This is a genomic window from Mesorhizobium sp. WSM4841 (assembly GCF_055811515.1).
Window position 1 is genome coordinate 1 of sequence record NZ_JBVVQC010000004.1, and the last position, 14,678, is coordinate 14,678.

Genomic DNA, 14,678 nt, shown 5'->3' on the forward strand with positions numbered 1-14,678 from the left:
GGAAGCCTCTTTGAATCACGCTAACCTGCGGCGGGCCACAAATTACACGCCGTCGTTAACCTGAACTCGTTGCCCTGCATCGCACGGCCGCTTTCAAGCGTCGTCACCAGATTAGGTCGCCTTGGGTCGGGAACATCGCTCGGATGCTGGCGCTGCGTCGCCTGGGCAGGCCGTTCGGTCAGGTCCGCAGCCGGTACCCGGTCCTGAAGATCCACGCGACGATCGCTATGCAGATAAACAGGAAAACGACGGTCATGCCGAGGCTGATGCCGATCGAGACGTCGGACTTGCCGTAGAAGCTCCAGCGAAAGCCGCTGACCAGATAGAGGACGGGGTTGAACAGCGTCACCGAGCGCCAGACGCCGGGCAGCATGTCGATCGAATAGAAGCTGCCGCCAAGGAAGGTCAGCGGCGTGATGATCAGCAGCGGCACCAGCTGCAGCTGCTCGAAGCTTCTCGCCCAGATGCCGATGATGAAACCGAACAGGCTGAAGGTCACCGCCGTCAGCACCAGGAAGGCAAGCATCCAGAACGGATGCTCGATGGTCAACGGCACGAACAGCGCTGCGGTCGCCAGTATGATCAGGCCGAGTATGATCGACTTGGTCGCCGCACCCCCGACATAGGCAATGATGATCTCCAGATAGGACACCGGCGCCGACAGCAATTCGTAGATCGAGCCGACAAATTTCGGGAAATAGATGGCGAAAGAGGCGTTGGAGATCGACTGCGTCAGCAGCGACAGCATGATCAGCCCCGGCACGATGAAGGCGCCGTAGCTGATGCCGTCGATCTCGGTGATGCGCGAGCCGATGGCCGAGCCGAAGACGACGAAATAGAGCGATGTCGAGATGACCGGCGAAACAATGCTCTGCAGCACGGTCCGAAAGGCGCGCGCCATTTCCATCTTGTAGATCGCCCAGACGGCTCGCAGGTTCATGCGTCCCTCCTCACCAGATTAACGAAGATCTCCTCGAGCGAGCTGTTTTGCGTGTCGATATCGCGGAACTGGATGCCGGCCGTCTCAAGGTCGCGCAGCAGCGAGGCGACGCCTGGCCGTTCGCTCTGGTTGTCATAGGTGTAAGTCAGTTGATTGCCGTCCGGCGAAAGCTCCAGCGCATAGCGCGAAAACGTCTCGGGTATGGTGACAAGCGGACTGCGCAATTCCAGCAACAGCCTTTTGCGGCCGAGCGTGCGCATCAGTTCGGCCTTGTCCTCGACCAGCACGATCTCGCCGCGATTGATAACACCGACGCGGTCGGCCATCGCCTCGGCCTCCTCGATATAGTGCGTCGTCAGGATGATGGTGACGCCATCCTCGCGCAGCCGGCGCACCATCGCCCACATGTCCTGGCGCAGCTCGACGTCGACGCCGGCTGTCGGTTCGTCGAGGAACAGCACCCGTGGTTCGTGCGACAGCGCCTTGGCGATCATCAGCCGCCGCTTCATGCCGCCGGACAGGGTGATCGCCTTGGCGTCCTTCTTGTCCCACAACGACAGATCACGCAGCACCTTCTCGACGAAGGCGTGGTCGGCCGGCTTGCCGAACAGGCCGCGGCTGTAGTTGACCGTCGCCCATACGCTCTCGAACGCGTCGATGGTCAGTTCCTGCGGCACCAGCCCGATCAGGCTGCGCGCGGTGCGATAATTCCGGCTGATGTCGTTGCCGTCCACGGTGACCGTGCCCGACGAGCGGTTGACGATACCGCAGACGATCGAGATCAGCGTCGTCTTGCCGGCGCCGTTCGGCCCGAGCAGCGCAAAGATCTCGCCGCGCTCGATATCGAGGTTGATCTCCTTCAGCGCCTTGAAACCGGTGGCGTAGGTCTTGGTGACCCCGGAAATGGAAATGATGGATGGCATGGCTGAAAAACGGCTGCTTGAAAGGAGGTCTGTTGATTTTAGTCCGCTGAATGTCGGTGCGCGCAGCTGGAAGTCAATGGCTCTCCTGACAGTTCTGGACATCGACATGTGAGGACGCATCCACCGCTGCCGCGGTCCTGCGGCGTTCCGCCTCGCGTGACGCCACGCCGCTTTGACCGGTCGGCGCATCCGGCCTATCTTCCCTGACATAGCAGCAGCCGGAGCCCACCATGGACCCGCTCATCCTTTCGCGCATCCAATTCGGCGCGAACATCTCGTTCCATATCCTGTTTCCGGCTATCACCATTGCGCTTGGCTGGGTGCTGCTGTTCTTCAAGCTTCGCTACAACGCCACAGGCGATTCCGCCTGGATGCGCGCCTATTTTACCTGGGTGAAGGTGTTCGCGCTGTCCTTTGCCATGGGCGTGGTTTCAGGCGTCACCATGAGCTTCCAGTTCGGCACCAACTGGCCGGGTTACATGGAGACCGTCGGCAACATCGCCGGCCCGCTGCTCGCATATGAGATCCTCACCGCCTTCTTTCTCGAGGCGGCTTTCCTCGGCATCATGCTGTTCGGCTTCCGCCGCGTCTCCAACCGCATCCACACGCTGGCAACCGTGCTGGTGGCCGGCGGCACCACCCTGTCCGCCTTCTGGATCATCGCGCTCAATTCCTGGATGCAGACGCCGGTCGGCTTCGAGATGCGCAACGGCGTAGCGCACGCTATCGACTGGTGGGCGATCGTCTTCAACCCGTCCATGCCCTACCGGCTCGTCCACATGCTGCTTGCCTCCGGCCTGACGGTCTCGTTCCTGATCGCCGGCCTGTCGGCGCTGCGCTATCTCTATGGCGACCGCTCGGAATCGATGTGGAAGGCCTTGCGCACCGGTGTCTTCACCGCGGCGATCCTGATCCCCATCCAGATCTTCGCCGGCGACCAGCATGGCCTCAACACGCTGGAGCATCAGCCGCAGAAGATCGCCGCCATGGAGGCCAACTGGAACACCGGCCCCAATGTGCCGCTGGTCCTTTTCGCGCTTCCCGACGAGGCGGCAAGGGAGAACAAATTCGAAGTCACCATCCCCGACGGCGCCAGCCTCATCCTCAGGCACAGCGCCAGTGGCGTCGTGCCGGGGCTGAACGACTATGCCGGCAACCACCCGCCGGTGTTCCCGGTGTTCTGGGCTTTCCGCATCATGGTCGGCACCGGCGTCCTGATGCTCGTCGTCTCCTGGTCGGCCGCCTTTTTCCTCAAGCGCCGCCACAGCCTGCCGAAACCGCTGGCGCTGGTGATGGTGCCGATGGCGCTGTCCGGCTGGCTAGCGACGCTGGCCGGCTGGTACACCACCGAGATCGGCCGCCAGCCCTGGCTGGTCACCGGCGTGCTCAGGACCGTCGATGCCGTCGGCCCGGTCGCCGGCAGCCAGGTCGCGCTGTCGCTTGCGGTCTATCTCATCCTCTATGCGCTGCTTCTGACCGCCTATCTCGGCGTGCTGGTCTATCTGGCGCTGAAGGCGGCGAAGGACGGCGATACCTCGCCGCTGCCGGGCGTTCTCGACGCGCCGCTGTCGCAGCCGGCGGCGAAATAGGAGGAATGGTGATGACCCTCGACTGGCCGACATTGCTCCCCCTCATCTTCGCCGGCCTGATGGGCCTTGCCATCCTGATCTACGTCATCCTCGACGGCTTCGATCTCGGCATCGGCATCCTGTTCGCGGCCTCCGAGGACGCCGAGCAGGACACGATGATCGCGGCAATAGGCCCGTTCTGGGACGCCAACGAGACCTGGCTGGTGCTGGCCGTCGGCCTGCTGCTGGTCGCCTTTCCGCTGGCGCACGGCACCATCCTCACCGCGCTCTACATCCCGGTCTTCCTGCTCCTTGTCGGCTTGATCCTGCGCGGCGTTGCCTTCGATTTCCGTGCCAAGGTGCCGGCCGGCCGGAAGCATCGCTGGAACCGCATCTTCTTCCTGGGTTCGGTCATCGCCTCGCTGGCGCAGGGCTACATGCTGGGGATCTATGTGCTCGGCCTGGATGTCGGCCTCGGCGGCATGGCCTTCGGCGCGCTGGTGGCGCTCTGCCTTGCCGCCGCCTATGCGGCGATGGGCGCGGCCTGGGTCATCTACAAGACGGACGGCGAATTGCAGAAGAAGGCGGTGCTCTGGCTGCGCCGGGCGCTGGTGCTGACCGCGCTCGGCATGGTCGCCGTCTCGCTGGCCACGCCGCTCGCCAGTCCGCGCATCTTCGACAAATGGTTCGTCTGGCCCGCCATGCTCTATTTGTCGCCGCTGCCGATCCTGTCGGCGGTGCTGTTCGCGTGGCTGTGGCGGCAGACCTTCCATCTGCCTAAGACGGACGATCGCCATGCACTGACGCCGTTCTTGACGCTGGCCGCCATCTTCACGCTGGGCTTTGCCGGGCTCGCCTGGTCGTTCTATCCCTTCGTCGTTCCCGACAGGCTGACCATCTGGCAGGCGGCGTCCGCGCCTGAAAGCCTCGCCATCATCCTGGCCGGCACGGTGGTCGTGCTGCCGATCATCATTTTCTATTCGTTTTATGCCTACCGCGTGTTCGGCGGCAAGGCGACGGATCTGACCTACGACTGACAGGCAGCAGCCGCCGCACTGCACAATATGTAGGCAGCCTGCCGGTCGGGCGGGTATTGGATCGTGAAGACGGCCTTCCCAATCCTACTGGGAAACGCCGATTCGCGCTGATTTCGATGGTTTGGCATGTCTGTTGCTTTGCCCTGACGACCAATCGGTTTTGTTCAGTCAAAGGGAAAAATAATGAACCGTCGCAATGTATTCATGCTGGCCTTCGCCGCCGTGGCTGGAATCGCCATGGCTCCGTTTCCGCAGGCGCGGGCTGACGCCTTGAGCGACATCGGCGCGCGGGGCACCATCCGCATCGCCGTCCCACAGGATTTCCCACCCTTCGGCAGTGTCGGCGCCGATATGACGCCGCAAGGCTATGACATCGATATCGCCAATCTGATTGGCGAAAAGCTCGGCGCCAAGGTCGAGATCGTCCCGGTCACCAGCGCCAACCGCATTCCCTATCTCCAGACCAACAAGGTCGACCTGGTCATCTCCAGCCTCGGCAAGAATCCCGATCGCGAGAAGGTCATCGACTTTTCCGAAGCCTACGCCCCCTTCTACAATGGCGTGTTCGCTCCGGCGGACGTCGCGGTCGCGAAGGCGGAAGACCTCGCTGGCAAGACCGTTGGCGTCACCCGGGGCGCGATCGAAGACCTCGAACTGACCAAGGTCGTGCCGGCGAGCGTCGAGATCAAGCGGTACGAGGACAACAACGGCACTATTTCCGCTTTCCTTTCGGGGCAGGTCGAGGTGATCGCAACCGGGAATGTCGTCGCCGCCGCCATCCTCGAAAAGAACCCGCCCAAGCGGCCCGAGCTCAAGTTCCTGATCAAGAACTCGCCCTGCTACATCGGCATGAATAAGGAGCAGCCGGCATTGATGGCCAAGATCAACGGTATCATCGCCGCTGCCAGGTCCGACGGCGCCCTCAACGCGATTTCGCAAAAATGGCTGAAGGTGGACCTGCCGGCTGACCTGTGATCGCCGCCCGCCGCGTGTGGCTGAGGTCAGATAGCAAGCCATGACCTATCATTTCGATTTCGGCTGGCTGATCGATTCTCTGCCGGTGCTGCTCAAGGGCATCCGGATTACCGTGCAGCTCATCCTGATCGGTGCGGTGTTCGGCGTGGCATTGGGCATTGCCTGCGCCTGGGTGCGGGCGCTGGGGCCGAAATGGCTAAAACCTGTCGTCGCGACCTATGTCGAGCTGATCCGCAACACGCCGTTTCTGATCCAGCTGTTCTTCATCTTCTTCGGCCTGCCGTCGCTTGGCATCAGGATGTCGGAACTGACCGCCGCCAACCTCGCCATGATCGTTAACCTCGGCGCCTACAGCTGCGAGATCATCCGCGCCGGCATTCAGGCCACGCCACGTGGCCAGTTCGAGGCCGGCGCGAGTCTCGCCATGACCCCGTTCCAGGCCTTCTGGTATGTGGTTCTGGTCCCGGCGCTGCAGCGCATCTGGCCTGCGCTGTCGTCGCAGATCGTCATCGTCATGCTAGGTTCGGCCGTCGTTTCGCAGATCGCCGCCGAGGACCTGACCTTCGCCGCCAACTTTATCCAGTCGCGCAATTTCAGGGCCTTCGAAACCTACATCGTCTCCACCTTGATCTACCTGGCCCTCGCCATCCTGCTGCGCCAGCTGCTGGCCGGCCTGGGCTGGATGCTGTTTCCAAGGAAGGCGTCGCGATGAGACAAGCGCCATGATCGAGTTCAGCTTCTGGGACATCCTGCGTAACCTGCTTTTGGCCGCCCGCTGGACCGTTGTGCTTTCGCTGGTCTCCTTCATCGGCGGCGGCATCGTCGGTGCGGCCCTGCTTTTCCTGCGCATCGGCGGCCGGCATTGGCTGCGGCTTCTGTCACGCGGCTACATCCAGCTGTTCCAGGGCACACCGCTCTTGATGCAGCTCTTTCTCGCCTTCTTCGGCCTTGGCCTGTTCGGCGTCGACGTTCCCGCCTGGCTTGCCGCTTGTGTCGCGCTCGTCCTGTGGACCGCCGCCTTCCTCGCTGAAATCTGGCGCGGCTGCGTCGAGAGCATCGCCAAGGGTCAATGGGAGGCGTCCGCCAGCCTCGGCATGGGTTACCTCCAGCAGATGCGCTACGTCATCCTGCCGCAGGCGCTGAAAGTGGCGGTGCCGCCGACCGTCGGCTTCTCGGTGCAGGTGGTGAAGGGCACCGCGCTCACTTCCATCATCGGCTTCGTCGAATTGTCGAAGGCGGGTTCGATCGTCACCAACGCGACGTTCCAGCCGTTCACGGTCTATGGTCTGGTTGCGCTCATCTACTTTGCTTTGTGCTGGCCGCTGTCGAAATCGAGCCAGCTCCTGGAAAGGAAGCTCAATGTCGCTCATCGCAATCACTGAGGTGAAGAAGCGCTTCGGCGACAACGAGGTGCTGAAGGGGATTTCCATCGACATCGCGCCGGGCGAGGTCGTCGCCATCATCGGCAAGAGCGGGTCCGGCAAGTCGACGCTGCTGCGCTGCATCAACGGGCTGGAGACCATCGATGAAGGTTCGATCGTTGTCGCCGGCGCCCAGTTCCTGCCCGACGAGGTGCATCTCAAGGCGCTGCGCCTGAAGGTCGGCATGATCTTTCAGCAATTCAACCTGTTTCCGCATCTCACGGCCGGCGGCAATGTCATGCTGTCGCAGATGGTGGTAAAGAAGACGCCGAAAAAAGCCGCCGAAGCGGTCGCGCGAAAAATGCTCGACCGCGTCGGTCTCGCCCACAAGTTCGACGCCTTGCCGGATGAACTGTCCGGCGGCCAGCAGCAGCGCGTGGCGATCGCCCGGGCGCTAGCCATGCAGCCCATCGCGCTGCTATGCGACGAGATCACCTCGGCGCTCGACCCCGAACTCGTTGCCGAGGTGCTGGCGGTCGTCAAGGAATTGGCCGCGGAAGGCATGACGCTGGTGATGGTCACCCACGAGATGCGCTTCGCCCGCGACGTCTGCTCGCGCGTCGTCTTCATGCATCAGGGCCGCGTCCACGAGATCGGCGCCCCCGAGGACGTCTTCGCCAACCCCAGGACGCCGGAGCTCAGGCAGTTTCTGGGCGTGCACTAAGCGGGCATTGCTGCCCGCTCGCTGCCCTAAGCGCGTCGCAAAAGATCAGCTCTTGTTGGCGACCAGCACCAGCACCGGCTTGTCGCTGTAAAGGCTGGGGAATAGCGTCTTCAAATTCTCGACCTTGGGCAGGTCGTTGTAGACGATGTAGGGGTAGGTCGGGTTCAGCGTCAAAAAGTCCTGGTGATAGTCTTCGGCCGGATAGAACGTCTTTCCGGTCTCCAGCGTGGTCACGATCGGCTCTGGAAACACCTTGGCCTTGTCGAGCTGGGCGATGTAGCTCTCGGCGATCTTCTTCTGGGCATCGTTTTCGGCAAAGATCGTCGAACGGTATTGCGGGCCGCGGTCCGGACCCTGATAGTTCAGCTGCGTCGGGTTGTGCGCGACCGAGAAATACACCTGCAGCAACAGGCCGTAGCTCACCTCTGTCGGCTCGTAGGTGATCTCGACGGCTTCGGCGTGCCCGGTCCGGCCGGTGCCGACCGTCTCGTAGACGGCAGTGTCCTTGTCGCCGCCGGCGTAGCCGGAGACGGCGCTGGTCACGCCCTTGACGTGCTGGAACACGCCTTGCACGCCCCAGAAGCAGCCACCGGCGAAGACCGCCTTCGCGGTGCCGGCGGCGGGTTTCTCGTCCATCGCCGGCGGCGGGATCACCACCGCCTCCTCGGCCGAGCTTGCCGGCGTCTGCCACAAGGCGGCGCCGGCCGCCGCGAGCATCAGCGCCGCAAGCGCGCCCCTGGCGAAGCTCGTCGAGCGCCTCGCAATGGGTTCTCGAATGCCAGTCATGTCTGATCTCCCTTGATGGTGTTGTGACTATAGAACATTTGGGTCCGCCGGCGTCTCACATTGCCGTGCGTACTTTCGGGCCGTGCGTATTTGGAATGGTGCACCGGCGCGGGATTGAAACCCCGCGCCGGTGCCGCGAGGGCTTGCCGGACCTACTTGGCCATGCCCATGGCGTCGCAGGCCTTGGTTGCCTCATCCTTCTTCATCGCGTCGGTCTCCATGGCTGCTTTGTCTATGCACTCCTTCATCTTTTCGGCGGCCATCGGATCGGCCGGCTTCATCGCGTCGGTGGCCATCGCATCGGCGGGCTTCATGGCATCCGTGGCCATCGGCTTCATCGCATCTTCGGCGCGGGCAATGCCGCCGGCGAAAAGCGCCGTCGAGCAAAGCGCGAAGGCGAGCGCCGGCAGCGTCAGTCGGGTAAAGTTGGTCATGGTGGTCTCCTCTGGGTGGCGCGCTGATGCGGCCGGCATGTGCGGCGCCGCTCATGCGGCGTTGCGCAGATCTTTGGATTCTAGTTCGTCGCGGCGGCCAGGATCGGTCCGCCATCCGGCACTTGCACCAGCACCGCGGTGCTTAGCCCGCTCGGCGGTGCCGGCAGCGGCAGCGCGATGGCCTCGCCGGTCCAGGCGCCAAGCCTGGAGAGGGAATGCACGACGTTGGCATGCGGCAGCGTGCGTCCGGTGTTTTCGCCGCGCGCCACCGGCACTTCGATGACGCCCTGCCGGTAGCGCACCAGCCAGATATCGGCCTTGCCGCCCGACACCGGGCCGGCGCCGATGGCGATCTTGCCGCCGTCGAGTGACAGCGAGGGTCCTTTCGCGCGGCCGCTGCTCGAAATCAGCTGCTCGATCTCGCCGGGCCGGGCGCCGACCGCATCGGAATTGCCATTGACCACCACTTGCGGCGTGAACGGACCCGAACGGCCGAGAGACGGCTCGTAGCGGACCTGACGCTGGGTGAATTCCTCCCTGCCGAAAGTGTCCTTCCAGCCGAGATAGTCCCAGTAGGTGACGTTGAAGGAGAGCGCCAGCACATCAGGCCGGTCCTTGACCTTGATGAGATTGGCGTTGGCCGGTGGGCAGGATGAGCAGCCCTGGCTGGTGAACAGCTCCACCACGGTGAGCGGCTGGCCGGCGGCGCCGGTTGCTGAAAACAGAACAGCGGCGAGCCCTACAAGGACCGCGCCTGCGCTTGATTGCGTCGCGCTCCCGCTGCGTTTGGCTTGTGATCCAGTCATCGGCTGTCCTCCGCTGCGACGGGCGTGAAGCGCCGTCATGTTCACACTTCGGCGCCGCAGTGCGGTTCGTTACAGCCATCACCGCTTCGTGATCGTTTATCTTCGTTTGCTGCCGGCGCGATGCCGCGAATAACGGCGTATTCGGCCGCCTGCGCTCAGCCCTGGCGCCGCGTTTCCATGTAGTGCCATAGGCCGGCCGCGACGGCACCGGCCGCAATACAAACGGCGATCCAGATCCCGGTGTTGCCGCCCACATTGCCGAACGCGGCGCCCAGCACCACCCCCCCGAGAATGCCCCAAACCAGCTTGCTCGCCATTGGTTTGTCCTTTCGTGAGTTCGGAAGGATAAGAGCCTTGCATAGCTGTGTGGTCATTTCGACACCGGACGGAGACCGGAAAATGGCCGGCACCGATGGATGCCGCTTCGGCTTTCGCCAGCCACTAATGCTGGAACACAGGCGGGGTGAGCGCAAACCTGACGCGATTGCCCTGGCGCCGCGCCCGGCCGCTTGCCCGGGCAAGCTGCCCCTGCTAAAGCCGCCCCATCATGACCACGCCGATCAAAAACATCCGCAATTTCTCCATCGTCGCCCATATCGACCATGGCAAATCCACGCTTGCCGACCGGCTGATCCAGTCCACCGGCGGGCTGGAGCTGCGCGACATGAAGGAGCAGGTGCTGGACTCGATGGATATCGAGCGTGAGCGCGGCATCACCATCAAGGCGCAGACGGTCCGGCTGAAATACCGCGCCAACAATGGCGAGGACTATATCCTCAACCTGATCGATACGCCCGGCCATGTCGACTTCGCCTACGAAGTGTCGCGGTCGCTCGCCGCCTGCGAAGGCTCGCTGCTGGTCGTCGATGCCTCTCAAGGCGTCGAGGCGCAGACGCTGGCCAATGTCTACCAGGCCATCGACAACAACCACGAGATCGTCGTGGTGCTGAACAAGGTCGATCTGCCCGCCGCCGAGCCCGAGCGCATCCGCGAGCAGGTCGAGGAGGTGATCGGCATCGATGCCTCCAACGCCGTGCTGATCTCGGCCAAGACCGGGCTCGGCATTCCCGACGTGCTGGAGGCGATCGTCAACGATTTGCCGCCGCCGCGCGAGGGCGACATCACAGCACCGCTGAAGGCGATGCTGGTCGACAGCTGGTACGACGCCTATCTCGGCGTCATCGTGCTGGTCCGCATCATCGACGGCGTGCTGAAGAAGGGCCAGACCATCCGCATGATGGGCACCGGCGCCAAGTACCTTGTCGAGCGCACCGGCGTCTTCACGCCGGCCCGCATCAATGTCGACGAGCTCGGCCCCGGCGAATTCGGCTTCTTCACCGGCTCGATCAAGGAAGTCGCCGATACCCGCGTCGGCGACACCATCACCGAGGACAAGCGCCAGACGGCCCAGGCCCTGCCCGGCTTCAAGCCGGCGCAGCCGGTGGTGTTCTGCGGCCTGTTCCCGGTCGACGCCGCCGATTTCGAGGATCTTCGCGCCGCGGTCGGCAAACTGCGCCTCAACGATGCTTCCTTCTCCTTCGAAATGGAAACCAGCGCGGCCCTCGGCTTCGGCTATCGCTGCGGCTTCCTTGGCCTTTTGCACCTCGAAATCATCCAGGAGCGGCTGGAGCGCGAGTTCAACCTCAACCTCATCGCCACTGCGCCCTCGGTCGTCTACCGGCTGCTGTTGAACGACGGCACGACGAAGGAATTGCACAACCCGGCCGACATGCCCGACGTGGTCAAAATCCAGGCGATCGAAGAGCCGTGGATTCGCGCCACCATCCTGACGCCCGACGAGTATCTCGGCGGCATCCTAAAACTCTGCCAGGACCGGCGCGGCATCCAGGCCGATCTGTCCTATGTCGGCAAGCGCGCCATGCTGACCTACGATCTGCCGCTCAACGAGGTTGTCTTCGACTTCTACGACCGGCTGAAGTCGATCTCCAAGGGCTACGCCTCCTTCGACTATCATTTGACCGATTATCGCGAGGGCGACCTGGTCAAAATGTCGATCCTGGTCAATGAGGAGCCGGTCGACGCGCTGTCGATGCTGGTCCACCGCACGGCGGCGGAAAAGCGCGGCCGGCTGATGTGCGAGAAGCTGAAGGAACTTATCCCGCACCATCTGTTCAAGATCCCGATCCAGGCGGCCATCGGCGGCAAGGTCATCGCCCGCGAAACGATCTCGGCGCTGCGCAAGGACGTCACCGCCAAATGCTACGGCGGCGACGTCTCACGCAAGCGCAAGCTGCTCGACAAGCAGAAAGAGGGCAAGAAGCGGATGCGCCAGTTCGGCAAGGTCGATATCCCGCAGGAGGCGTTTATCCAGGCGCTGAAGATGGGGGACTGAGAAGCCGGTTGGCGCGCAGCGCGCCAAGTCATCGATCCGGTGGATCGATGACAGGCTTCGAAAGCGGGGGAGCTGCCGGAGGCAGCAGGCCCCCCGCCAGCGCGGCGTTGAAGCTGCCCGGTAGAGAGCGAGTGTAACGACCCAGTCGCCATTGCGTTTTCTACCCCCGATTGTATCTTTGCCTCGGGGTCTTTGGGGAAAATCGCCTTTCATGCGCAAATATGTTGTTCCGTTCCTTTCGCTTTTTCTTGATTTCATCTGGATCAACGCCGTTGTAGGTCTGGCTATCTATCTAGCGCCATCACTACCGGAAACTGCGTTTGGCGGACCTTTGCCGTGGTCGGCGCAAATCGTCATTTCCCTGGTCTTGCTCTCGATTAATCGCCTGCTGAACCTCTCGCTCGGTGAGTATCTGCTATCCTACGCTGTCGCTGAATGGGAAGCCGGCGTGCGGCTTCGCCAATGGCCAAACCTCCTCCTTGGGACGGTCGGAGTCCTGTCCGGCGTAAACGAGCTGGTGCGCGGGACCGAGCCTGGCACCGGAGTGCCGTTCCTTTTCATGGTGGAGGAAACACGGCTCAAGATGGTCTCGCTCATGGTCTACGGAGCGCTCTATGGTTTGGGGGGCATCATGTTGCTGAGGTTTGCAACAGGTGCGAAACTGCTCAACGCCGCCTTATTAGCGAGCGGCGCTGTGATCTTTGCGATCAACATGCTGTTCAGCCATGACGCAATGGTTGAAGCAATCATCGCGCGCAACGAAGATCAAGGCAGACCAATCACCTGGGGAGCGGCAGAACAAGTCGTGGCGTTCTCGCCATACTATCTCGCAGTTATGTTGGCTGTCATGGCCGCGATCCTGTACTTTTGCCGGGAGCGCCCGGCAGCCCGGTGACCGGCAAGCTGCTCGACAAGCAGAAAGAGGGCAAAGGAACGCGCGGCAGTTCGGCAAGGTAGATATGCCGCAGGAGGCGTTATCCACGCTGAAAATGGGGACTGAGCGAGCTGCGCCACGAAAACCAACGATTGGAGAACGCCCTTTCCTGAAGTATCCTTGGGCTTGGAAGGGGGATCTCAATGCGTTCCGCCAACCCTGCCATCTCCGATATCGTCGCCGCGATTGGCCTGGCGATCGGTGGCGCCTTTGGGCTTGCCGGCACCTTCGTGGCGAGCGCCGAGCTGCGCGAAACACTTTGGACGATCGACGGCGTCGCACTCGTGGTGGCAGCCGCCCTGTTAACGATGAAGTACCAGCGGCTGGGCAATGACTGGGTCGCGGCCGGGTTCCTCACCTTCGTCGCCGGCGAGAGCCTGCTGCTGTCAGGCAATGCCGCAGGCCTCGAGGCCAGCGTTCCCTCCTATGTCGGGGGCATCTCGCTTTGGGCGGCCGCCCTTGTCATGGTCAGCGCGCCGAAAACCTTCGCACTGTGGATGCGCCTGACCGCTGTCGTGGCCGCTGTGCTGTTTGTCGTGTCGGCAGGCCTGATCCTCTGGGGCGCCCCTTTGCTGGCGACTTCGGCGCCGCTGCCCGCTGCCGGATATCCGTTTCTGGTCCTCACATTCATCGGCTGGATCTGGACCCTGCTGAAATCAGGGCGATGAGTGGCCCATGTCTTCGCCCGTCGAAATCCGCAACAGCCCCACCGGAAAAATCTTTCCCGCGCTCGGGCCGCTCCTGATCGCTGCGATCTTCGGCTTCTTCGCGCTGAAGGGGCTTGCGTCAGGCGCCCCGGGCCAAGGGCTGTTCCTGGTGGTGGTGCTGGCGCTTGGCTGCCTGGGGCTTGGTCTGTTCCTGGCGCGCGGCGCGTTCGACACCGGCGTCCAGGTGGTGCTCGACGCCAGTGGCTTTCGCGACCGGCGCGGTGGCGACGTGCTGGTGCCCTGGGAGAAGGTGCGCAGCGCGCACCTCACCTCCGGCGAAGGCGCGGCGATGATCAGCTTCGAACTGACCGAGCCGCCTCCCGATGCGATCAGATATGCGCCGGCCAACGCGCTCGGCCGCTTGCTGCCCTTCGGCAAAAACATCGTCCATATGGAGATATCCTCGCTCGACATCACCGGCGCCGACATGATCGCGGCGATCCGGCGGCTCGCGCCGCATGTGGCGGTGTTGAGGTAAGCGCTCCCCCTTCTCCCCCTTTGTTTGGACTGGGGACATCGCGAACAGGTGTGCGAGGACATCGCGAACAGTTTTGCGCGTTGTGCGCGAGGGGGTTCGGGATGCCGTTCAAGGACAGAAGCGCGATGTCCCCAGTCCAAACAAAGGGGGAGAAGGAAAGGTCGCGCCTTTCGCGACGCGCAGATTTACCGCCACCCCCTTCCACCCCTCCAGCCTCTATGCCATGGTCTCCTCGCGGCCGGGCAGGCCGTTTCATTCCGGGGGGAATCATCATGTTGTCTTACGCTTTCGCGCGGCGCATCGCCGTCGCGCTCTGTCTTGCCGCATCGTTTGCATCGGCGGCTTATGCCGGCGATGTCACCTTCGCCATCAAAAACAGCCATCCCAACGCCATGCGCGTCGAGCTCTACAGCCAGGACCGCGACCATATCTGGCCGGGCAACAATCAGGACTATTATCTCAGCGACGGCGAGACCAAGTCGATCCCGCTGTCCTGCGATGACGGTGAATCGATCTGCTACGGCGCCTGGGTCGACGGCGACGAGGGCACCTATTGGGGCGTCGGCCCCGGCAACACCGAAAAATGCGACGATTGCTGCTACACCTGCAGCGGCGGCGAGACCGAAGAGATCGATCTGGTTCCGTGAGCGGG

At 62.9% G+C, this 14,678-nt stretch carries 18 protein-coding genes; 12 read left to right on the plus strand and 6 right to left on the minus strand.

What is annotated here, in order from left to right; all coding sequences use genetic code 11:
* Nucleotides 1-178: 178 nt before the first annotated feature.
* The gene (locus AC0L14_RS05600) at nucleotides 179-940 is read right to left on the minus strand and encodes an ABC transporter permease (protein WP_473528336.1); all 762 of its coding nucleotides are present in this window, start codon (nucleotides 938-940) and stop codon (nucleotides 179-181) included.
* Nucleotides 937-1,863 (minus strand): ABC transporter ATP-binding protein, encoded by a 927-nt coding sequence (locus tag AC0L14_RS05605; RefSeq protein WP_123146025.1) that lies wholly within the window; start codon nucleotides 1,861-1,863, stop codon nucleotides 937-939. Before AC0L14_RS05605 ends, AC0L14_RS05600 begins: the two co-directional genes overlap by 4 nt.
* On the opposite strand from AC0L14_RS05605, the gene AC0L14_RS05610 reads away from it, so the two are divergent.
* The 7 genes from AC0L14_RS05610 to AC0L14_RS05640 all read left to right on the plus strand — a co-directional run bounded on the left by AC0L14_RS05610 (nucleotide 1,850) and on the right by AC0L14_RS05640 (nucleotide 7,528).
* The gene (locus AC0L14_RS05610; protein WP_473528337.1) at nucleotides 1,850-1,975 is read left to right on the plus strand and encodes a hypothetical protein; all 126 of its coding nucleotides are present in this window, start codon (nucleotides 1,850-1,852) and stop codon (nucleotides 1,973-1,975) included. The two genes, AC0L14_RS05605 and AC0L14_RS05610, sit on opposite strands and share 14 nt — an antisense overlap.
* A 118-nt stretch (nucleotides 1,976-2,093) precedes the next feature.
* Nucleotides 2,094-3,452, plus strand: a complete 1,359-nt coding sequence (locus AC0L14_RS05615) for a cytochrome ubiquinol oxidase subunit I (RefSeq protein ID WP_473485684.1) — start codon at nucleotides 2,094-2,096, stop codon at nucleotides 3,450-3,452.
* 11 nt (nucleotides 3,453-3,463) lie between these two features.
* Nucleotides 3,464-4,468: a cytochrome d ubiquinol oxidase subunit II gene (locus AC0L14_RS05620; protein ID WP_473485683.1), complete on the plus strand. Its 1,005-nt coding sequence runs from the start codon at nucleotides 3,464-3,466 to the stop codon at nucleotides 4,466-4,468.
* 180 nt (nucleotides 4,469-4,648) lie between these two features.
* Nucleotides 4,649-5,443 carry a transporter substrate-binding domain-containing protein gene (locus tag AC0L14_RS05625; protein ID WP_473485817.1) on the plus strand — a complete coding sequence of 265 codons (795 nt, stop codon included), beginning with the start codon at nucleotides 4,649-4,651 and terminating at the stop codon, nucleotides 5,441-5,443.
* Nucleotides 5,444-5,483: 40 nt separating this feature from the next.
* On the plus strand, nucleotides 5,484-6,155 hold the full coding sequence (locus AC0L14_RS05630; RefSeq protein ID WP_123146027.1) for an amino acid ABC transporter permease: 672 nt from the start codon (nucleotides 5,484-5,486) through the stop codon (nucleotides 6,153-6,155).
* A gap of 10 nt (nucleotides 6,156-6,165) precedes the next feature.
* Entirely contained in the window at nucleotides 6,166-6,825 is a 660-nt protein-coding gene (locus tag AC0L14_RS05635) for an amino acid ABC transporter permease (protein WP_473485682.1), read from the plus strand.
* On the plus strand, nucleotides 6,803-7,528 hold the full coding sequence (locus AC0L14_RS05640; protein ID WP_473485681.1) for an amino acid ABC transporter ATP-binding protein: 726 nt from the start codon (nucleotides 6,803-6,805) through the stop codon (nucleotides 7,526-7,528). Before AC0L14_RS05635 ends, AC0L14_RS05640 begins: the two co-directional genes overlap by 23 nt.
* 45 nt (nucleotides 7,529-7,573) lie before the next feature.
* On the opposite strand, the gene msrA is transcribed toward AC0L14_RS05640, so the two are convergent.
* From msrA to AC0L14_RS05660, 4 genes are all read right to left on the minus strand, one after another.
* Entirely contained in the window at nucleotides 7,574-8,314 is a 741-nt protein-coding gene (gene msrA, locus AC0L14_RS05645; RefSeq protein WP_473748873.1) for a peptide-methionine (S)-S-oxide reductase MsrA, read from the minus strand.
* Nucleotides 8,315-8,466: 152 nt separating this feature from the next.
* Nucleotides 8,467-8,748, minus strand: a complete 282-nt coding sequence (locus AC0L14_RS05650) for a hypothetical protein (RefSeq protein WP_473485679.1) — start codon at nucleotides 8,746-8,748, stop codon at nucleotides 8,467-8,469.
* A gap of 80 nt (nucleotides 8,749-8,828) precedes the next feature.
* The gene (locus tag AC0L14_RS05655) at nucleotides 8,829-9,554 is read right to left on the minus strand and encodes a DUF1223 domain-containing protein (RefSeq protein ID WP_473748874.1); all 726 of its coding nucleotides are present in this window, start codon (nucleotides 9,552-9,554) and stop codon (nucleotides 8,829-8,831) included.
* Nucleotides 9,555-9,709: 155 nt separating this feature from the next.
* Nucleotides 9,710-9,871 (minus strand): hypothetical protein, encoded by a 162-nt coding sequence (locus AC0L14_RS05660; protein WP_473748875.1) that lies wholly within the window; start codon nucleotides 9,869-9,871, stop codon nucleotides 9,710-9,712.
* Nucleotides 9,872-10,101: 230 nt separating this feature from the next.
* On the opposite strand from AC0L14_RS05660, the gene lepA reads away from it, so the two are divergent.
* From lepA to AC0L14_RS05685, 5 genes are all read left to right on the plus strand, one after another.
* A complete protein-coding gene (gene lepA / locus AC0L14_RS05665; RefSeq protein WP_473485676.1) occupies nucleotides 10,102-11,907 on the plus strand; it encodes a translation elongation factor 4 in 1,806 nt (601 codons plus the stop codon).
* A 211-nt stretch (nucleotides 11,908-12,118) separates the two neighbouring features.
* The gene (locus tag AC0L14_RS05670) at nucleotides 12,119-12,802 is read left to right on the plus strand and encodes a hypothetical protein (RefSeq protein ID WP_473485675.1); all 684 of its coding nucleotides are present in this window, start codon (nucleotides 12,119-12,121) and stop codon (nucleotides 12,800-12,802) included.
* A gap of 182 nt (nucleotides 12,803-12,984) precedes the next feature.
* Entirely contained in the window at nucleotides 12,985-13,509 is a 525-nt protein-coding gene (locus AC0L14_RS05675) for a hypothetical protein (RefSeq protein ID WP_473485674.1), read from the plus strand.
* 7 nt (nucleotides 13,510-13,516) lie between these two features.
* On the plus strand, nucleotides 13,517-14,026 hold the full coding sequence (locus AC0L14_RS05680) for a hypothetical protein (RefSeq protein WP_473485673.1): 510 nt from the start codon (nucleotides 13,517-13,519) through the stop codon (nucleotides 14,024-14,026).
* A gap of 275 nt (nucleotides 14,027-14,301) precedes the next feature.
* On the plus strand, nucleotides 14,302-14,673 hold the full coding sequence (locus AC0L14_RS05685) for a hypothetical protein (RefSeq protein ID WP_473529343.1): 372 nt from the start codon (nucleotides 14,302-14,304) through the stop codon (nucleotides 14,671-14,673).
* Nucleotides 14,674-14,678: the final 5 nt, after the last annotated feature.